This window comes from Hymenobacter fastidiosus (genome assembly GCF_039539565.1).
Lineage (GTDB): Bacteria > Bacteroidota > Bacteroidia > Cytophagales > Hymenobacteraceae > Hymenobacter > Hymenobacter fastidiosus.
The window spans coordinates 1-18,724 of sequence record NZ_BAABDJ010000037.1 but is presented as its reverse complement, the minus strand read 5'-3'; the positions used below and the strand labels follow the sequence as shown (position 1 = coordinate 18,724).

21 protein-coding genes are annotated in these 18,724 nt (G+C 60.4%); 9 read left to right on the top strand and 12 right to left on the bottom strand.

Annotation, left to right across the window (positions count from 1 at the left end):
* Positions 1-58: 58 nt before the first annotated feature.
* From ABD833_RS16320 to namA, 7 genes are all read right to left on the bottom strand, one after another.
* On the bottom strand, positions 59-466 hold the full coding sequence (locus tag ABD833_RS16320) for a nuclear transport factor 2 family protein (protein WP_345074429.1): 408 nt from the start codon (positions 464-466) through the stop codon (positions 59-61).
* Positions 467-2,024: 1,558 nt separating this feature from the next.
* Positions 2,025-2,630, bottom strand: a complete 606-nt coding sequence (locus ABD833_RS16315) for a pentapeptide repeat-containing protein (RefSeq protein ID WP_345074427.1) — start codon at positions 2,628-2,630, stop codon at positions 2,025-2,027.
* A 615-nt stretch (positions 2,631-3,245) separates the two neighbouring features.
* On the bottom strand, positions 3,246-4,601 hold the full coding sequence (locus ABD833_RS16310; RefSeq protein WP_345074425.1) for a M56 family metallopeptidase: 1,356 nt from the start codon (positions 4,599-4,601) through the stop codon (positions 3,246-3,248).
* Positions 4,602-4,603: 2 nt separating this feature from the next.
* The gene (locus tag ABD833_RS16305; RefSeq protein ID WP_345074423.1) at positions 4,604-4,969 is read right to left on the bottom strand and encodes a BlaI/MecI/CopY family transcriptional regulator; all 366 of its coding nucleotides are present in this window, start codon (positions 4,967-4,969) and stop codon (positions 4,604-4,606) included.
* Between the two features lie 224 nt (positions 4,970-5,193).
* Positions 5,194-5,451, bottom strand: a complete 258-nt coding sequence (locus ABD833_RS16300) for a hypothetical protein (RefSeq protein WP_345074422.1) — start codon at positions 5,449-5,451, stop codon at positions 5,194-5,196.
* Positions 5,452-5,863: 412 nt separating this feature from the next.
* The gene (locus tag ABD833_RS16295; RefSeq protein ID WP_345074420.1) at positions 5,864-7,987 is read right to left on the bottom strand and encodes a M13 family metallopeptidase; all 2,124 of its coding nucleotides are present in this window, start codon (positions 7,985-7,987) and stop codon (positions 5,864-5,866) included.
* Between the two features lie 326 nt (positions 7,988-8,313).
* On the bottom strand, positions 8,314-9,387 hold the full coding sequence (namA, locus tag ABD833_RS16290; RefSeq protein ID WP_345074419.1) for an NADPH dehydrogenase NamA: 1,074 nt from the start codon (positions 9,385-9,387) through the stop codon (positions 8,314-8,316).
* Positions 9,388-9,535: 148 nt separating this feature from the next.
* Here namA and ABD833_RS16285 point away from each other — a divergent pair, with 148 nt between their 5' ends.
* The 4 genes from ABD833_RS16285 to ABD833_RS16270 all read left to right on the top strand — a co-directional run bounded on the left by ABD833_RS16285 (position 9,536) and on the right by ABD833_RS16270 (position 12,130).
* The gene (locus ABD833_RS16285; protein WP_345074417.1) at positions 9,536-9,937 is read left to right on the top strand and encodes an NUDIX hydrolase; all 402 of its coding nucleotides are present in this window, start codon (positions 9,536-9,538) and stop codon (positions 9,935-9,937) included.
* An 89-nt stretch (positions 9,938-10,026) separates the two neighbouring features.
* Positions 10,027-10,413, top strand: coding sequence for a hypothetical protein (locus ABD833_RS16280; RefSeq protein WP_345074414.1), 387 nt, complete (start codon positions 10,027-10,029; stop codon positions 10,411-10,413).
* A gap of 46 nt (positions 10,414-10,459) precedes the next feature.
* The gene (locus ABD833_RS16275; RefSeq protein ID WP_345074413.1) at positions 10,460-11,065 is read left to right on the top strand and encodes a porin family protein; all 606 of its coding nucleotides are present in this window, start codon (positions 10,460-10,462) and stop codon (positions 11,063-11,065) included.
* Between the two features lie 45 nt (positions 11,066-11,110).
* On the top strand, positions 11,111-12,130 hold the full coding sequence (locus tag ABD833_RS16270) for a Gfo/Idh/MocA family oxidoreductase (protein WP_345074412.1): 1,020 nt from the start codon (positions 11,111-11,113) through the stop codon (positions 12,128-12,130).
* A 14-nt stretch (positions 12,131-12,144) separates the two neighbouring features.
* On the opposite strand, the gene ABD833_RS16265 is transcribed toward ABD833_RS16270, so the two are convergent.
* Positions 12,145-12,915 (bottom strand): PPK2 family polyphosphate kinase, encoded by a 771-nt coding sequence (locus ABD833_RS16265; protein WP_345074411.1) that lies wholly within the window; start codon positions 12,913-12,915, stop codon positions 12,145-12,147.
* A 303-nt stretch (positions 12,916-13,218) separates the two neighbouring features.
* On the opposite strand from ABD833_RS16265, the gene ABD833_RS16260 reads away from it, so the two are divergent.
* Positions 13,219-13,527, top strand: a complete 309-nt coding sequence (locus ABD833_RS16260) for an Hsp20/alpha crystallin family protein (RefSeq protein ID WP_345074409.1) — start codon at positions 13,219-13,221, stop codon at positions 13,525-13,527.
* A gap of 176 nt (positions 13,528-13,703) precedes the next feature.
* Here the strand turns inward: ABD833_RS16260 and ABD833_RS16255 are convergent, their stop codons facing one another.
* Positions 13,704-14,030: a hypothetical protein gene (locus tag ABD833_RS16255; RefSeq protein WP_345074408.1), complete on the bottom strand. Its 327-nt coding sequence runs from the start codon at positions 14,028-14,030 to the stop codon at positions 13,704-13,706.
* An 81-nt stretch (positions 14,031-14,111) separates the two neighbouring features.
* Positions 14,112-14,375: a VF530 family protein gene (locus ABD833_RS16250; RefSeq protein WP_345074407.1), complete on the bottom strand. Its 264-nt coding sequence runs from the start codon at positions 14,373-14,375 to the stop codon at positions 14,112-14,114.
* A 146-nt stretch (positions 14,376-14,521) separates the two neighbouring features.
* On the opposite strand from ABD833_RS16250, the gene ABD833_RS16245 reads away from it, so the two are divergent.
* From ABD833_RS16245 to ABD833_RS16235, 3 genes are read left to right on the top strand one after another with little or no spacing between them, the layout of a single operon-like run.
* Positions 14,522-15,361 (top strand): glycoside hydrolase family 25 protein, encoded by an 840-nt coding sequence (locus ABD833_RS16245; protein WP_345074405.1) that lies wholly within the window; start codon positions 14,522-14,524, stop codon positions 15,359-15,361.
* Between the two features lie 13 nt (positions 15,362-15,374).
* Entirely contained in the window at positions 15,375-15,764 is a 390-nt protein-coding gene (locus ABD833_RS16240; protein ID WP_345074404.1) for a septal ring lytic transglycosylase RlpA family protein, read from the top strand.
* Positions 15,765-15,818: 54 nt separating this feature from the next.
* On the top strand, positions 15,819-16,013 hold the full coding sequence (locus tag ABD833_RS16235; RefSeq protein WP_345074403.1) for a hypothetical protein: 195 nt from the start codon (positions 15,819-15,821) through the stop codon (positions 16,011-16,013).
* A gap of 57 nt (positions 16,014-16,070) precedes the next feature.
* Here the strand turns inward: ABD833_RS16235 and ABD833_RS16230 are convergent, their stop codons facing one another.
* The gene (locus ABD833_RS16230) at positions 16,071-16,487 is read right to left on the bottom strand and encodes a DUF6799 domain-containing protein (RefSeq protein ID WP_345074402.1); all 417 of its coding nucleotides are present in this window, start codon (positions 16,485-16,487) and stop codon (positions 16,071-16,073) included.
* 375 nt (positions 16,488-16,862) lie between these two features.
* Between ABD833_RS16230 and ABD833_RS16225 the strand changes: the two genes are divergently transcribed.
* Positions 16,863-17,780 (top strand): DnaJ C-terminal domain-containing protein, encoded by a 918-nt coding sequence (locus tag ABD833_RS16225; protein WP_345074400.1) that lies wholly within the window; start codon positions 16,863-16,865, stop codon positions 17,778-17,780.
* 74 nt (positions 17,781-17,854) lie between these two features.
* Here the strand turns inward: ABD833_RS16225 and ABD833_RS16220 are convergent, their stop codons facing one another.
* Entirely contained in the window at positions 17,855-18,592 is a 738-nt protein-coding gene (locus tag ABD833_RS16220) for a ZIP family metal transporter (RefSeq protein ID WP_345074399.1), read from the bottom strand.
* Positions 18,593-18,724: the final 132 nt, after the last annotated feature.

The window sequence follows — 18,724 nt, the reverse complement described above, 5'->3', positions numbered from 1 at the left end:
AATGCCCGGGCCAGCTGGCATCCGGCTACCACAAGCCACCGCAGCGCCTGCAACCTGCTTACTCGGCCAAAGGCTCATAGCAGCGGTAAGTCCGCTGGCGCACTATCAGGTCGTCTTTGAAATCGAAAACCATACAAAGATGCGCGGCTAACCGGCTGCCGCGCACTAATGGGCTGAAATCGTCCATCACGGTAGCATGCCAGTACGTTTCCACCAGTACGCTCCCCTCAGCTCCTGGCTGCAACTGCGTTTGCTCGAACCGGGCATCCTGCAGCAGCTCCCGCCCGGCCCGCACGTTATCCAGAATAGCTTCGAAAGAGCGGTGCTGAGTGATTCTGGTGAGCAGATTCGGGTATTCGATCTGCTCCACGTCGGGGTGCAACACGCCCACGTATGCCGCGGGATTAACTTCCAATTCCTGACTCAGCGCGAGGTAATCTTTGACAACAGTAAAATGGTCGTTCATAAAAGAGCAACAGGTAGTTGGAAGAAGGAATAAGCCGGTTGGTTTGGTACCCTTACCCAAGCAGGCCATGCCGGTGCTAAGCGAATGGCGCTACCGAGTAAATAAGCCTACCGAACCGGCAAGTAATCCATTTTTCCGGTATCAGATTCGGAAAAGTGCTTCATCTAACCGCCGATAGCAACTACTGCACACTTCAGCCTGCCATTCCGGCAACCGTCAGCCCACAGTACCGGCAGCAACAACCCGACGTTTGCTACGCTCCCAGTTCAGGGGCGGTATTCTGCCAGCCCCCCAGCCACAAAGCTGGCATCTAAGCACACTACAATTACAGGAGGTATTGGAGAATAAAACTTTACCCGGCGCAAGGTTCGATCTCAGCTTCGGCTCCGCAGCATATTACTCAGACGCACGAATACCCTTTTTTACTCTTATTGGGAAATCACCTCTTCTAAAAAAACAAAACCTTTGCCCGGCGTTTCCAAAAAAGAAACGCCGGGCAAAGGTTTAAACGGGAGATTCCCGCGGCTTATAAAGTTGTTCGGCTCACCCGTGGACGGGCCACATGATGGGCTTTGCGCTTGGCTTTACTCCTCAGTCTCCACCGCTTGTAGACCCCTAGCTTGCGGGCCTTATGACGACTGTTGCCGCGGTACTTCTTATAGTTAGGACCGTGTGAAATTGTGCTGGCACGCACTTTTGACCGAAAAAAGAAACTGCCGGGAGGCCCGGCCATTCCTGGCTGTACATCGACGAGGATTATCAATGCGCAAAACAACAGTAGTAGTCTGAACATAGAAAAGACTTAAGCAGGAGTAGGCCTTCAGGTAGCGAACAAGGAATGGGGCTTACCATTCGATCCGGACTCTACGCTCAACTAAGGTAAAGGCTTTGTATGAGAAATATTCAATTTTTATAAAATAAATGTCAAACTGAATATTGTATCATTTTATTGCCTTATCTATAGATGTAATTTTTTTGTTCTTTGTGTACACTCAGCCGTTGGCAAATAATATTACCATAGATAAATATCAAAATAGTACCTTAACTTTGAAGCGTGGAATCATGCGTTTGATCCACCCCTTGTGGCGGTGGCCAAATTTTTATTGAACACGCGGCACTGAAAACTCAAGCGTAGAGGGCAGGGTAGCAATGGAAGCAAATGACCCACGGCTTCAACGCGGTCCAGCTTTATTTCCGCGGTGTAGTCAGGTAGTACGTTATCGACGCCGCCAAGCAATAGCGTCTCCCTCGTCGCTGAAGAAAGCAATGCCGAAAGGCTGGCTCTGATCGGCGCTGGGTGGAACGTGTGCCGGTCCGGTGACGACGGCGTGCAGTAACGCTGGAGCGGCGCGCCACAATATTCGGGTCAGGCCGATAGGCAGCGCGTAGAAATTCGGCGGCGGCGGCGGCAGCCATAGCGAGAGGCGGGGAGAGAATAAGCCCTGGTTCGCAACCCGGCGGCGCTCCGGGGTCTTATCCGAACTGAACAGATGCCTCACCCGTTTCGGCACTATATCCGACACTGCTCTACCTCACCGGTTGCCAAGTGCCGGGGCCTTTACTCTATCCCCAGCTCATACTTGCCCAGCAGCCCCGGCAGCCCGGCCAGCGCGAAGCGGGCCCGGTGCACCCGGTTGAGTTCGGGGTCGATGTGGAAGTCAGTGGCGGTAGTGAAGTCGGCGCTGGTGAGCTGAGTGTTGTCAAACAGGGCACCGGCCAGGCGGCACTCGTGGAAGACGGCCGCGGTCAGGTCAGCGCTGGCAAAGTCCGCCTCCGTGAGCAGGCAGCCGCGGAAGCGCGTGGCCGGCATTTTGCGGCCGTAGAACGAGGTGTAGGGCATCTGGCACTGGTCGAAATGGACGCCGAACAGCATGTCGCGGCACGCCGTGAACTGCACCCCCGACAGCTTACAGGCGTCGAAGGCCACGTTTTGCAGGCTCGTACCCGCCAGCGAGGCCGAGGCCAGATTGCACCGCTCAAAGAGGCAGTCAACGAACAGCAGGTTGCTCAGATCAGCCCCCGCGAAGTCGCCGCCGATGAAGTGACACTGCTCAAACTCGCGGCCGTGCCGCCGCAGCTGCTCCGCATTCCAGCGGTCAAACACCTGCCCGGCAGGGAAGTTATCGGGCTTGCGCGGCAGGCGGGGTTGGCGGCGGGGCTTCACGGAGGCAGGAGTAGCAGGTGGCAGTTTCGGATTCCAAAGGTAGCGCCGGAAGCTCCCCAAACGACGCCGGCGGACGTCCGCAACCCACTGCCGGTCCGCCCACGCAAAAGCAGCCCGACAACGGGGGCTGCTTTTTTATAAGGACTTACGCAAAACCCTCCTGGTGCCATTTCACGCAGTGTTTCGCAGTGTTAAACCGCAGTGTTTCGCAGTGCGAGGACGTTAAACACTGCGAAACACTGCGGTTTAACACTGCGAAACACTGCGTGAAAGCATTTTGCGTAAGTCTTAAAGGATTTAGCAAGTGTAATCATCCGACCGGCGCGGGCTTCCCGCGGTCAGTCCTAACTATCCATAAGTGACTATACTACCTGAGCCAACTGGCTATTCTGCTTTCCCCTGCGAATCGAATACCACGAACTGGGGCCGGCGGCCGCTGGCAATCCGGGCTTTGTAGTGCCGCTGCCGGCGGCCCTGTTCCGGCTGCTCCGTTACGCCGATAAGGCGGTAGCCGGGGTAGGTTTTGGTGATATGGGCCAGGGCTGCGGGGGGCAGGGCACTGATGGGCGCCGGGCTTTCGGTTTGCCGGGCAGTAGCCGCTTTTTCCGTGGGGACCTAGCCGGTGGGGCCACCTTTCTTCGGCTTCATCTTCAGCTCGATGGCGCCGTTGCGGGCTTTTTCGCCGAACTTCTTCACCGCTTCCTCGCCCTTGTACACGTTCATGACCTCGATCTGGTCGGGCGGAATCTGCTGGAGCTGCTCAGTGGTGATTTCCTGGCCATCCATGAAAACGAGCTTGCCCGCCAGCTTATCCAGTTGCTGCTTTCGCTCAGCCGCCGTGGGCATCCGGTAGGTGATATTGTATTTCTCGTTGAACGCCTTTACCGCCGCTGAGTCCTTGTTCTTTTTGGTGGTCAGAATAATGACTTCGCTAGTAGCCGGGCTGCCGAACGCCCGGGCCGATTCTCCCTTGAGCATGTTCATCGACTCAATGGTTTTGGGGTCCAGCTTATCCACGACAGCCTTGCTCACCGGCTGACCATCCAGGAAGTACAGCGGATCGTCGGCCAGCATGCCGGCTGGCGTGGCAGGCGCAACCGGGGCGGCGGGGCGGGAGCCAGTGAAGGCCATGGTGAGGGCGGCCAGCGGGAGCACGAGGGCGTACTTGGCCAGGTGCAGGGGCGAGGATTGGGGCTTGTTCATCATCATAATGCGGTTTTTGAGGATAAGAAAGGTGAAATGATTCGCCAGCGCCGACCCCGGCACCAACGCACTAAGCTTGACCAGACTGTACTGATAGGCTTTGCTGTCGAGCAGCCCGGCTTGCAGCACGGCCCGGTCGGTAATGAATTCCAGGTTTTCCAGGATGGCCCGCCGCAGCAGCCACGCGCCCGGATTGAACCAATAGAAGGCCTGCTGCACCTGGGCCAGCAGCACGTCCAGGGTGTGCCACTGCCGCACGTGCACCTGCTCGTGCTCCACGATGGCGGGCAGCTCGGCCGCCGGGTGCTGCTCGGGATTCAGGTAGATGGTTTGCCAGAACGAGAAGGGATTCACGGCCCCCGCCACGCGCCGGAACCGCTGCCCGCCCAGATACGCCGGCCCCGAGCTCCGGTGCAGCTGGTACAGGGCCCCAAACTGCCCGGCCAGCCGCAGCAGAAAGGCCAGCACTCCGGTCCAGTAGGCTACGGCCAGCCAGTACGCCCAGTCGAAGCCCGCCGGGGCCGCCGGCCGGGCCAGTGCCGTCCAGTCGGGAGTGAGCTGGTACACGACCCCGGTGAGCGGGGCAACCGGACTTAGCAGGCTTTCCAACGGCACCAGCGGGCTGAGGGCCGCGAAGCCGATGGCCAGGAGCAGAAAGCCACGGTTCAGGGTGTAGAAGGTAAGCCGGCGCAGCCCCAGCCAGTACACGGCCCAGAACAGCACCAGGGCCACATTGGCCTTCAGCAGATACAGCAGCAGCGTCGACATAGCTATTTGGTTTTACCGTCCTCAATCATCCGAATGATTTCCTGCAGCTCGGCGGCGCTGATTTTCTCTTCTTTGGCGAAGAAGGAAACCAGCTCCTTGTAGGAGTTGCGGAAATAGTCGCTCACGAACGTGCTCATGAACTTCTGCCGGTAGTCCTCGGCCGGTATCAGGGGGGCAAAGCGGTAGGAGTTGCCGAGCTTTTCGGCCCGCAGGTAGCCCTTGCGCTCCAGGTTGCGGATGGTGGAAGCCAGCGTGGTGTAGGGCGGCACCGGAGCGGGCAGCCGTTCCAGCACGTCCTTGATAAAGCCGCCGCCCTGCTGCCAGAGCACCTGCATGGCTTCCTCCTCGGGTTGGGTGAGTCGTTCCATAGTATCTACGATTGTTTCGTAATACTACGAACATTTCGTAATTGCCGGTGTACAGCGACTGGAATTATTTTTTCACGACAACAAAAAGGCTGCTGTACCCACGTACCGCAGCCTTTCTTCCGGATCGTATTTCTGCCCACTCCGGATCTTGCCGCCGCGGGCCATTGCGCGGGGCGGGTTTTATGGTTCAGCCGGCACCCGATGACGGCCTTGTCAGCCCGGCTTTACCGGCGGGTAACGCCCTTCAGATCCCAGTGGCTGGACCGCACTTTGGCGCTTGCGGTTTCTCGCTTGATAGTGCGCACGTACCGCTCCCCGGCAATCAGCCCATCGGGGCGGCGCGTCCCGATAAACAGCGTTACCGGTTCGCCCTGGTCGTTGGTCACGAAGCTGATATCGTACCCCTTGAACACGTCCCCGATATGCGCGGAGGGCTCGTAAATCTTGCTCCGCTTTTCGGCTAACCGGTGGTGCAGCGGCATGGCAGGAGAAGTGGTTTAGCCCTGGCTTTACGAAAGCCTCAGCCCGGCAGCTATACTCCCCATCTCACCAAAAAAGGCGGCCCGCCTAATGCGAACCGCCTTTTCGACGAGCTGGTGAGATACTAAAAAGGGCCGTATTACAGTCGGACCGCGCCAAGCAGCGCATCAAGAAATTACTGCATCAGCCCATTTCCACCTCAGTACATTTTCGCATCAGCACATTAACCCACATCAGCACATTAACCCACCTAAGTAGGTGGCGAAAATCGTTTTGCATTAAAAAGAACGTCATGCTGAGCTTGTCGAAGCATCTCTACCGCACACTAAACCAATCGTTTAACGACTAGTTAGAGATGCTTCGACAAGCTCAGCATGACGTTCCAAATAGGTCAAACTAATTCTTGTTGGGTACTTACCAGATCTTAGCCCGCTGGTTCTTCGCACGCACCATCTTAGCGTCGTCCTTGCAGCCGAAGGCCTCGTAGAATTCGGGCATGTTCATTAGTGGGCCGTTGGTGCGGAACTGAGCCGGGGAGTGCGGGTCGGTCAGCACCTGCTGGCGCAGGTACTCGGGACGGGCATTGGTGCGCCAGATCTGGGCCCACGACAGGAAGAAGCGCTGCTCGGGCGTGAGGCCGTCGTAGAGCGGGCGCGGGTTGCTGCCGTACTGCTTCTGCAGCTGCTTTTGCAGGGCCGAGTAGGCCAGGCTCAGGCCGCCGAAGTCAGCCAGGTTTTCGCCCATCGTGAGCTTGCCGTTCACGTGCACCGAATCCAGGGGCATGAAGGCATCGTACTGGGCCCCCACCATGTCGGCGCGCTGGGTGAATTTCTCGGTGTCTTCCTTGGTCCACCAGTCGCGCAGGTTGCCCTCCGCGTCTGACTGCCGGCCCTTATCGTCGAAGCCGTGGGTGATTTCGTGGCCGATTACGGCGCCCATGCCGCCGTAGTTCACGGCATCATCAGCTTTGGGGTCGAAAAACGGGGGCTGCATGATGCCGGCCGGAAATACGATTTCGTTCAGCGACGAATTGTAGTAGGCATTCACCGTGGGCGGCGTCATGCCCCAGTCGCCGCGGCGGACGGGGCCACCGTAGCGCTTCAGATAATCGGCGGTTTCCCACTCGCGGGCCGTCAATACGTTTTTCAGGTACGATTCGCGGCTGATGGTCAGCGCCGAATAGTCTTTCCACTGGTCGGGGTAGCCGATCTTGACGACGAAGGCGTTCAGCTTTTTCAGGGCTTCCTCCTTGGTAGCCGCGCTCATCCAGTCGCTCTGCTGGATATGCTCGCCCATCGACTCGCGGATGTTGTTCACCATCTCCAGCGCTTTTTGCTTGGTAGCGGGCGTGAAGGCCTTGTCGACGTAGAGCTGGCCGAAGGCTTCACCCAGCGTGCCGTCGGTGGCGCGCAGCATCCGCTTCCAGCGGGGCTGCTGCTGCTTGGCGCCGGTCAGCACCTGGTTGAATTTGAAGCTTTCCTCCACGTAAGTTTTGGGCAGGGCATTGGTCACCGACGATACGAGGTGCCAGCGCAGGTAGGCTTTCCAGTCGTTGAGCGGCTCGCTTTTCAGGGCCGCGCTGGCTTCCTTCATAAACTCCGGCTGCCCCACGATTATCTCCTTGGCTGATGCCAGCCCGGCCTGTTTTAGCAGATTAGGTACCGCCAGATTGGGAAACTGCTGGCTGACCTGAGCCACGGTCATCTTATTGTAGTTGGCGTACGGGTCGCGTAGCGCGACGCGGTCCTTGGAAGCCTTAGCCAGCCGCGTTTCGAGGCGCAGCACGGTGGCGGCATTCTTCTGCGCCGTGGCGGCATTGTCGCCCAGCTGCCGGAAGGTGTTGGTGAGGTAGGTCACGTAGGCGGCGCGCACGGTTTTGGAGCGCGCGTCGTCCTTGAGGTAGTAGTCGCGGTCGGGCATCGACAACCCACTCTGCGACATATACACGACGTATTCGGTGCTTTTCTTGCGGTCCTGGTTGACGCCCAGGCTGAATATGGAGCCCGTGCGCAGCTCCCGATGCCGGTTCAGGTTCAGTTGCAACCCCTTCAGGTCTTTGATGGCGGCAATGCGGTCCAGCTCGGGCTTGAGGTATTTCAGACCGGCCGCTTCAATAGCGGCCGAGTCCATGGCCGTGGCGTAGAAGTCGCCCACCTTTTGCCGGTTGCTGCCCTTGGTGGCCGTGCGGTTGGCGGCGGCATCATCCAGAATCTGCCGCATCACGGCTTCGTTCTGGTTGATGAGCAGGTTCCAGGAGCTCCAGCGCGACTCGGCAGCCGGAATCGGGTTGTTCTTCAGCCAGGTCCCGGAGGCATACTGGAAGAAATTGTCGCAGGGCGCCACCGACTTATCGGCATTAGCCATGTCGAGGCCGACGCCTTTCAGCACCGGGGCCTCGTTCGCCAGGGCCGTGGGGTTCACGGCGGCCGGGGTTACGGCGGTGGTGGCCGGGGCGGTGGTTTTGCTGGTGGCGCAGCCCCACAGCGTGAGGCCCGAGGCCGCACTAAGGGCCAGCAGCAGGTTATTTTTTCTGGTCATAGGAGTTGGTAAGGGTGGGGAAAAGAGGGCGAATAAGTTGGTGCAAAGGCCCCGCGTCGTCAGCCTAAAGCTACCAGATTCAGGCGTAGCGGGGTGGCGCGGGTTGGGCAGGCACCCTGGCAGCGGGCCGAAAGACCGGAAGGGTCAGCTCAACCAGGCAAAAACAGAATCAAACCGGGTCAGTTGAACAACGGTTGGTAAAGACCAGGGCGGCGGGCAAAGGCTGCATCGGCCGGCCCCGCGACTCTTTCGGCCCCTACCCCGCCCAGCCAGCACCCGCCCCCGGAAGAATCAGCCGGTAATTCAGTCCGCTGCCGGCGCCAGTATCAGGGCCGGCGGGGCCGGGCGCGCACGTACTGGTCGGGCCATACTACTTCTTCACCCAGCTCGTGGGCCGCGTGCAGTGGGAAGTAGGGGTCGCGCAGCAACTCGCGGGCCAGCAGCACCAGGTCGGCCTGACCATTGCTCAGGATGGCTTCGGCCTCAGCGGCGGTGGTAATCAGGCCCACGGCGCCGGTAAGCACGCCTGCTTCCCGTTTCAGCCGCTCGGCAAACGGCACTTGGTACAATGGCCCGACCGGAATGGCCGCCGTGGGCACGTTGCCGCCACTGGAGCAGTCGATGAGGTCCACGCCCTTCGTTTTCAGGATGGCGGCCAGGGCCACGGAGTCGTCGGCGGTCCAGCCGCCCGCAGTCCAGTCGGTGGCCGAAAGGCGGACCAGCAGCGGCAGTTCGGCGGGCCACACGGCGCGGGTAGCCGCTACTACTTCCAGCAGCAGCCGGATACGGTTTTCGAAGGAGCCGCCGTACGCGTCGGTCCGCTGGTTGCTGAGCGGGGACAGGAACTCGTGCAGCAGGTAGCCGTGAGCCGCGTGCAGCTCAATCAGCTGGAAGCCCGCGGCCAGGGCCCGCCCGGCGGCGGCCCGGAAATCGGCCACCACTTTGTTCAGCCCGGCCGCGTCCAGCGCCACGGGAATTGGATAGTTGGCGGCAAAAGGCCCGGCGCTGGGCGCTACGGTTTGCCAGCCGCCCTCCGCCTCCGGCACCCGCCCCGCCCCTTTCCAGGACGTATAGGTGCTGGCTTTGCGGCCGGCGTGGGCCAGCTGAATTCCCACCACCGCGCCCTGCTCCCGAATAAAGGAAGTGATGCGCCGCAGGCCCTCAATATGCTCATCCTGCCAGATGCCCAGGTCGTCGGGGGTGATGCGGCCTTCGGGCGACACGGCGGCGGCTTCGGTGATAACGAGGCCGGCCCCGCCCACGGCCCGGCTGCCGAGGTGGACCAGGTGCCAGTCGTTGGCAAATCCGTCCTGGCTGCTGTACATGCACATGGGCGAAACGACGATTCTATTCCGGAGCGTCAGGCTGCGTAGGGTCAGTGGGGTAAATAGACTGGACATGAAACGGGATTAGGAACGGTTACTGATTTGCGCCCGGGAGTTGACGTAAACTCCGGTTTCTGCCCCAGGGTTTGCCGGATGCTTCGGGCTGGTTCTCGCCGGGTTTAGCACCTTTGCCGCATGGCCCATTCCACTCCCGCCTTCTGATATGACCAGCATCGATAAAATTGCCTGGCTGTACCTCGCCGACGGCCAGCTGCTGAGCACCCGCAGCTACGGCAAAGACCGGTACTATATTCCCGGCGGCAAGCGCGAAGCCGGCGAAACCGACGAGCAGACCCTGCGGCGCGAAATACGGGAGGAGCTGACCGTAGACCTCGACCCGGCGAGCCTGCGCTACGTGGGCACCTTCGAGGCCCAGGCCCACGGCCACCCCACCGGCCTGCTTGTGCGGATGACGTGCTACTACGCTCACTATCAAGGCATTTTACAGCCCGCCGCCGAAATCGAGGAAATGGTCTGGCTCACCTACCGCCACCGTCCGGAAGTGTCGCCCGTGGACCAGCTGATTTTCGACTGGCTACGGAATCAACAGCTGCTGGCCGATTAAAGCATTTCCGGCGAAGGCGCTTTCAGCGGGATTTTACCGGCTGGTTTTCGTAGGTTGAGCCCCTCCTTCACCTCTTTCACTCGCATCCTATGCGGCAAGGCTTGCGCACTATTGTGTATCCGGTTGGTAATCTACCCCAGGCCCGGGCCGGGTACTGCGCCGTGCTGGAACAGGAGCCCTGTTTCGATGAGTCGTTTTACATCGGCTTCAACGTGGGCGGCTACGAGCCGGGGCTGATACCCGATGGCGCAGTGGCCGGGCCAGCGGGCCCGGTTACCTACCGGGGCGGGCCCGCTGCTCAGGCGGCCTACGACCGGCGGCTGGCGCTCGGGGCCCACGCCCACGCGGGGCGGCGCACGGCGTGGGCGGCGGCGTTCTGCCGGGGTTGGCCCAGGATCCGTTTGCTAACCTGTTCGGCATCATTCAGAACCCGCATTTCGCCCTGCCGGCTACGTTATAGTGCCATCGGAAGCTAAAACAGGTCTTCTTGCGGCCCGTAATTGTTACTCTTAACCTATCGTCATGAAAAAAATTGTTCTGGCCGCCGCGCTGCTAGGTGCGGCTGTCTCCAGCCAAGCACAAACTTACGGTGGCACGCACTTGGGCTTCAAGGCCGGGGCTTCCATTGCCACGCTTAGTGGAGTCATCAATGCTACTCCGCACACGCGCACTTCCTTCGTCATGGGGCCGATGCTGCGACTGAAGCCCTCCGCCCAGGGCTTCACCGTGCAGGTGGAAGCGCTGCTCAGTTCCCAGGGGGCTAAGCTGGAAGTAGCGCCCTCCTCCCCCAATGGGGCCACTACTACCGAGACCGTCCACCTCGCTTACGTTAATGTGCCCCTGCTGCTGCGGCAGTACATCGGTGGCAGGTTCTATGTAAACGTAGGGCCGCAGCTGGGGCTGCTGGTGGGCAACAAACGCACCTATAAATCAGTGGAGGGAGCCCTCGTAGGGGGGGTAGGCGCGGAAACAGCCGGGGGCCTCGTCGTCGACCTGCGCCTGAATTACGGCTTGTCGGATATCAACAACGACGCGGCAGAGCGGGCGTTTCGGAAGCAGCTGGGCATCGGCGGCCTGCACAACCGCGGCGGACAGGTTTCGGTAGGCTATCTGTTTGGTCGCAAGTAACCACCCATTGGCCGGACACCTTCCCTATTTCCCCTTCCCTTTGCTATGAGCACCCAGATTCAGACCGGCCTGCTGGCCTATGGCATGTCGGGCAAAGTTTTTCACGCCCCCTTTCTGACTACGCACCCGGGCTTCGGATTCCGCGCCGTGGTGGAGCGGAGCCGCAAGCAGGCGCAGCAGACGTACCCCGCAGTTATCAGCTACGACTCGGTGGTCGAGCTGCTGGCGGATCCGGCTATCGAGCTGGTAGTCGTCAACACGCCCAACGACACGCATGCCGACCTGGCCCGGCGGGCGCTGCGGGCCGGCAAGCACGTGCTGCTGGAAAAGCCCGTGGCCACCTCCGTAGCGGAGTTTGAGGAATTGTGGAGCCTGGCCCGCACAACGGGAAAGCAGCTGCTGGCCTACCAGAACCGGCGCTGGGACAGCGACTTTCAGGCCGTGCGGCAGGTGGTGGCCAGCGGGCAGCTGGGTCGGCTCATCGAAGTCAGCTTCCGCTTCGACCGCTTCAAGCCCGCCCTGAATGTCAAGACCTTCAAGGAAACCGCCGTGCCCGGCAGTGGCCTGCTCTACGACCTGGGGCCCCACCTGCTCGACCAGGTGCTCAGCCTGTTTGGCCGGCCGGTGCGCAGCCGTAAAACGACCGGCTGCTACCGCCCCGGCTCCCGGGTCGACGACTACTTCACTTACCACCTTCACTATACCGGGGGGCTGAACGTGTTCGTCACCAGCGGCCTGCTCATTGCCGGGCCGGGACCGGCGTTTGTGCTGCACGGCACCGAGGGAAGCTTCATTAAAAACCGTGGCGATGTGCAGGAAGCGCAGCTGCTCCAGGGTGTGTCGCCGCTGGCGCCGGAGTACGGCCGGGAAAATTCTGCCGGGGCCGGCACGCTGACGCGGGCCACTGCCGACGCACAAACCACTACCACCTACCCAACGCCAACCGGGAACTATAGTGGGCTGTTTGAGGCAGTTTACCAGACTATTCGCCACGGAGTACCCTATCCGGTCCGGGAAGAGGAACTGCGCTGGCAGAACGAGCTGCTCGCCCGGCAAGCCGATTGATTTCGGCTAAAAATTTACCGCGGCCGCAGCTGTTTGGTAGCCGGATATTGAGGATTCATGCCCACCAGCGCATCGCGCAGGGCCCGGGCTACTACGTAAGCTTTGTACCAGTTCTGATCGGCGGGCACCAGGTGCCAGGGGCAGCTTTTGGGGCTGCATTGCCTGAATACATCCTCGTATACGGCGCGATACCGGGGCCACTGCCGGGCTTTTTCCGCATCGCCGGCTTCGTATTTCCAGTGCTTGGTCGGGTCGTTCACCCGCGCCTGCAGCCGTTCGTACTGTTCCTCTTCCGAAATGTGGAGGTAAAACTTCAGGATGGTAGTGCCCGCCTGCTGCAACAGCTTTTCGAAAGCATTAATGGCCGTGAAGCGCTGCTGCGCGTCCTGCGTACCCACCAGGCCCGACACGCGGGCAATGAGCACGTCTTCGTAGTGGGAGCGGTTGAATATCTGAATCATGCCGCGGCGGGGCGCGTGGGCGTGGATTCGCCACAGAAAATCGTGGGCCCGTTCTTCATCCGTGGGCGCTTTGAACGACTGCACCCGCACGCCCTGCGGGTTGAGACCACTGAATACCCGCCGGATCAGGCCGTCCTTGCCGCTGGCATCCATCCCCTGCAGAATCACCAGCACGCTGCGCTTATTTTCGGCATACAGGCGGTTTTGCCAGCCTACCAGCTCCTGCCGGATGCGCTCCGTTTCGCGCCGGGTTTCGTCTTTAGAAATGGACTGCGGCGCGCGGGCGGAAGCTTTGAGCAGATCGAAAGAAGCCGTGGATTTCATTTGGGAAGGTAGGCGGAAACCGTGGCCCGCGCACCTTCATCAGCCGACAACTTTACCCGGCTTTGCGGGGCTGCCCCTGCTAATTCCGGCCATAATGTCTCCCCAAAAAGCCCCGCCGATGCCCTATCAGGACATAATGGCTTCTATGCTTTCCAGTCGCGGCCGGTTCTATGTTGGTACAGCATTTGCCTTATGTGCTTTGAAACCAAGAGAGGAGAATCAAAAGCCATGGATTTAATCAGCAAAGATTTCGTTCGTAATATCGCTCCGCACCTTAACCTGTTCAATACCTTGGGCGGTGGCATGGCGCAAGCTGTAATGCGCGTCGATAAAGGCGAGAAGGGATTGGTGATTCGGGTAGCGGCCCCATCGGTGCGGCCCGAGAATTTTCACGTAGTGCTCAACAACAATAGCCTAACGGTGTACTGCGAGTACCGGCACCAGGCCGACGATAAGCTGGCAGCGCCCCTGTTCAATCAGACCATCGAGCTGCCCCTCACCCTGGATCTGAGCCGGATTGAGGCAGTACACGCCGGAAACGAGCTGCGCGTACGGATTCCGTACAAAGATCCGACCACGCAGCAGCGTGAAATCACCATCCGGCAGCGCTAGCAGCTGCCTGCCTATCCTCGTGGTGAAGTGGGAGGTCACCGCTTTCGGGCAACGACGGGCGGGGGCAAGCCCCGCACCCTACTTCGCTACGAGGATATATATCGCCGGGGCCGACCGGCATTGTTTGTTCCACCCAAGCCACTGCTCATCCCAGTGGCTTTTTTTATGAGCCGGCCTCAGGAGCTAAACAGCGGAATCAGCAACAGAAAGCCGGTGAACAGCGACAGGTAAAACCAGCCCATCACCTGCCCGCGGTAGTGTCGCGGCAGCCGGTTGCTGAGCACCAGCACCGCTACTACTACCAGTATCAGGTGCAGGAGCATAAATACCACCGTTTTCACCCAGTTGCTCACGATAGTATTCTCGGGCTGAAACTGGTCCGACACTCCCAGCCCGGAGGTAGCAAATTTCAGCAGGTAGTAGGCGGCTACTTCAAAGACGAGGAAGCACCCCAGGCCCGCCAGCAGGGCCCGGAAACCGGATTTTTGGGAGACGTCGGCCATAGGGAAAGTGGTGGATCAGCGCTTTAGGGGTGCCGAAAGGATAACTGGAAAAGGGAGCCCACGATTTCACCTCTCTCAACTTCACCGCTTCCCCAGCAGCTCGGTCGTTCGGGTCTGCACGTAGAGCGCTTCTACTTTGGCCCGGGCCCAGGGCGTACGCCGCAGAAACGTGAGGCTGGAGTTGATGCTCGGATTCACCGAGAAGCAGTTGATGCGGATCTGCTCGTCCAGCCCCGGCCAGCCGAAGCGGGCGACCAGGTATTCCAGGATCTGGGCCAGGGTGATACCGTGCAGTTCGCGGATAAGGTGGCCGGATTCGTCGCGGGCGTCGGCAGGATTGGGCATGGGAAAATAAAGCAGGTGAAGAAAGTCAAAGGTCGGCAAAAGCCGGTTAAAGCAGATTTTACGCGCCCCTTTTCCATCCCGGAGCCGCACTTTACGCCGGGCAAGGCACGTTGAGCGGCCTGTTGTGCGTTACCTTTGGGATGGTTATGCTGAAGAATTCCCCCAAACGCCCGGCTGCCCGCCGCCCCTTCGCCTCGTGGCGCCGCCTGCTGGGCCTGGGCGCGCTGCTGCTGACGGTGGTGCTGCTGATCGGTTACGGCCGCTACCGCCGGCAGGTCAACCGCTACGTACGGCGGGCTTACGCCACCTTTACCGTCGGCCACCTTACCGGCCGGGAAAAGACGCCGCTACTGACGGGCTACTCCGTTCACGGCATCGACGTCTCGTCGTACCAGGGCCGTATCGATTGGCCCGTGGTAGCCAGCCACCGGGTACGCTTCGCCTTTATCAAAGCCACCGAAGGCATCACGCTGCGCGACTCCCGCTTTAGCGCCAACTGGCGGGCGGCTCGTAAGGCCGGCGTGTACCGCGGCGCCTACCACTACTTCCAGCCGAACTACGACGGCGCCCAGCAGGCCAACCTGTTCGTGCGTACCGTGCCCCGGGCCCCCGGCGACCTGCCCCCGGTGCTCGACGTGGAGGCGCCCCAGTTCCACGATGTGGCCGTGATGCGCCGCAACGTGGCCACCTGGCTGCGGCTGGTGGAACGCCATTATGGCGTACGCCCCATCCTGTACTCCAACTACAGCTTCTACAAACGGTACCTGGCCGGGCACTTCGATCAGTATCCGCTCTGGCTGGCGCACTACGAGGTCGAGAGCCCACAGCTGGCCCGCGAGCGGTGGATCATCTGGCAGCACAGCGACGAAGCCCACGTGCCCGGGATTCGGGGCGCGGTTGACTTCAACGTGTACCAGGGCAGCTTCGAAAGCCTGCTCGCCCTGCGCATTCCGGCTCCCGACCAACCCGCTACAACCGCCAAGTAGCCTTTCCGTGGCCATGACTTCCCTGCTGCTTCGTTTTACCGTTTTGTTCTTGTTGGCCACGTGGCTGACCGGCTGTGGCAGCCGGGGGGCTTTCACCCAGACGGGGCAGGCCTCTTTTTACGCCGACAAGTTTGAGGGCCGCAAAACGACCAGCGGAGTGGCATACCGCGCCAACAAGCTGACGGCGGCCCACAATACCCTCCCCTTCGGCACCGTGGTCCGCGTCACCAACCCGCGCAACCATAAATCGGTAAAAGTCACCGTCAACGACCGGGGCCCCCACGCGAAGGGGCGCATCATTGATCTTTCTAAAAAGGCGGCCCGCAAGATTGCTATCATCGATGCGGGGGTGGCCCCGGTGCAGCTTAAGGTAGTCAAGGCCGCAACTTCCCCCCGCCGCTAGCGGCCCGGCGGCCGGGGTATTTCTCCGCTTCATTCCCTCTCAACAGTATCTGCTATGCGCATCCGTAAGAAAGTACAATGGACCCCACCTGCTATGGGCGACCGGTTTGCCGCCCTCAGCAGCTTTGTGCAGGCCGCCGAAGATGAAGGCTGGTCGGAAGCCGAAGTCCAGTTCGTGATTGATGAAATAGTGGAAGCCCGCGACGAGGCCGAGGTGCAGGCTATCTGGCAGGATTACATCAAACGCTAAAAAAGCGGGGCCCGGATGAATATCCGGGCCCCGCTTTTTTAGCGTTTGGGAGTTCGCCTATTTCTTCTTGATCTTCACCTTGCTTTTTTTGGCCCCACCATTTTTAGCCACCATCATCAGGCTGTCCTGTTCGAGTTTCATGGCCATAGTGGTCATGCGGCCGCTGAGCGAAATCATGTCTCCTTCCTTGAGCATGGCCTTCGAGCTATCGGTCATAATCACCGTGCCATCGGCCTTGATTCTGGTGCCGTTGATGAGCAAAACGGGCTGGGTTACGGTGTTGGTCTGACCCTGCCGGGTGAACAGCACTTTGCCTTCTTTCATCACGAGGCCATCCTTCAGGGTCTCGCCTTGGCTGACTATTTTTTGCCGGGGAGCAGCCGTTCTGCGGGGTGCGAGCTTGGTTTGAGCCTGAACCGTCAGGCCGGCGCCAACCACCGCCAGCGCAGCAATAAGAGAAACTTTCAACTTCATGCGAGTGGGATTGAGGAGTGAGAGAATTGGAAGCGCGAAGGCCTGTAAAATACGAAATGCCCGATAAAAGTTCGGGCTGTGCTTCCCGACGTGCGCGGAACCCGCCGTAGGGGGGCAAACCAGGGTTGACGGCGGCTGCACACAGATTTTTCACGGAATGTTTTCGCCGGTCAGCCCCCTTTCCACTCCGCTACCAGTGCTGAATACCGCTTGGCTCAGGTCCGCAGGCAGGAGCGAAAACACCCGTCTTGGGCTGGCCTGTGAATACGGGATGGTGAATTCGCGTACTTGTCCTTTCCCTAAGCGGTAAGCTGGTTTCAGGATCGTATACCGGCGGCCTGTTACTTTAGCATTCCCCTCAACCTGCTCCCCCCCGTGGATTACAAAGATTACTACAAGATTTTAGGCGTGGAGAAAGCCGCCTCGACCGACCAGATCAAAAAGGCTTACCGCAAGCTGGCCCGGCAGCACCACCCCGACGTGAACCCGGGCGACCCCAAAGCCGAGCAGAAATTCAAGGAGGTAAACGAAGCCAATGAGGTGCTGAGCGACGACGACAAGCGCCGCAAGTACGACCAGCTCGGGGCCGACTATCAGCGCTATCAGCAGGGCGGCGGGCGCGGCCCGGCCGGCGGCTTCGACTGGTCGCAATATTCCCAGGGTGGCCGGGCCGGCGGCGGCAACGACCCGTTCGGCGGGGCCGACTTCTCCGACTTTTTCAGCTCCATCTTCGGCGGTATGGGCGGCGGGCAGCGCCCCCCTGGCGGCCAACGGGCCGGAGCCGGGCCGGATTACCAGGCCGAGTTGGAGCTGACGCTGGCTGAGGCGTTTCAGGGGGGGCCACGCACACTCACGGTGAACGGCAAAAGTCTGCGCCTCACCATCAAGCCGGGGGTGGAAGACGGACAAACTATCCGGCTGCGCGACCAGGGTGGACCCGGCCGCCACGGCGGCCCCAATGGCTCCCTTTTCATCACCCTGCGCATTCAGCCCGACCCGCGCTACACCCGCACCGGCGACGACCTGACGATGGACGTGCCGGTGAGCATCTACAAAGCGCTGCTGGGTGGCGAGCAGGTAGTGGATACGCTGTCGGGGCCGGTCAAAATCAGGCTCAAGCCTGACACCGCCAATGGCACCCGCCTACGGCTGCGCGGCAAAGGCTTCCCGCGCTACCAGCACCCCGAGCAGATCGGCGACCTGTACCTGAACCTGACGCTAAGCCTGCCGCAACACCTGACCGAGCAGGAAAAAGCGCTGTTCCACCAGCTCGCCGCACTACGGCCCGACTAACACTAACCTGCTGCTATCAGCGAAGAAGGGCACAACGGGGGTAAGTCGCAGGAACTGTCGCGGGCAGCGTTTGCCTAAATGATATCCATCGCCAGCGCCAGCGCGCAGCCGGCCAGCGTGGCCGCCAGCTTAGTCCAGTTAAGGTGGTGCTCGGGGCTGGTTTCGAAAAGAATGGTGGTCGAAACGTGCAGGAAATTCCCCGCCACCAAACCCAGCAGCGCGGCGTACAGGCCGCCGGTCAGCAGCTGCTCCAGCACCACGTAGTTGCTGACGATAACCCCGGCCGGGGCGGCCAGCGCAAACAGCACGAGGTAGGGCAGCGCCCGCTGGAAGCTATTCAGCCGGAGCAGCAAGGCCGCCATCAGGGCGAAGGCCGCCGGAATGTGGTGCAGGGCTACTCCGGCCATGATGGCGTAGAAATCCTGGCTCATGGCTCCCACCGCGGGGGCTTTCACCAGCACACTGCCTTCCAGAAAGGAGTGGATCACGAGTGAAAACAGCAGCATAAACGGTACCCGTCCCACGTGGGCCGTATTGTGGTGGACGTGGCCGTGCTCCACTCCCTGCGAAAACACTTCCAGAATCAGCTGCCCGAAGAAACCCGCCAGCACGTAGTAGCCGACGCGGTGCGTGGCGGTGGGAGCCAGCGCCAATGCCTCGGGCAACAGGTGCGTAACGGTGAGCGTGAACAGATAAGCGCCGCTGAATGCCAGCAGGGGCTTCATCCAGGTAGTGCGGGCCGTTGGTACCAGCCGGGTGAGCCAGCCGGCACCCAGCACGGTAAGAAACAACAGCAAAATGGCAAACCACATAGTTCTCTTTTTGAATGGGCTGGTGGGCTAATGGGCTAATGTGAATAATGTGAATAATGTGCTAATGGTTGAAAAACATTAAGTGGTCGTATTCGTTTGGGATTGAAACGCTTTCTCAATATGACCCTTTAT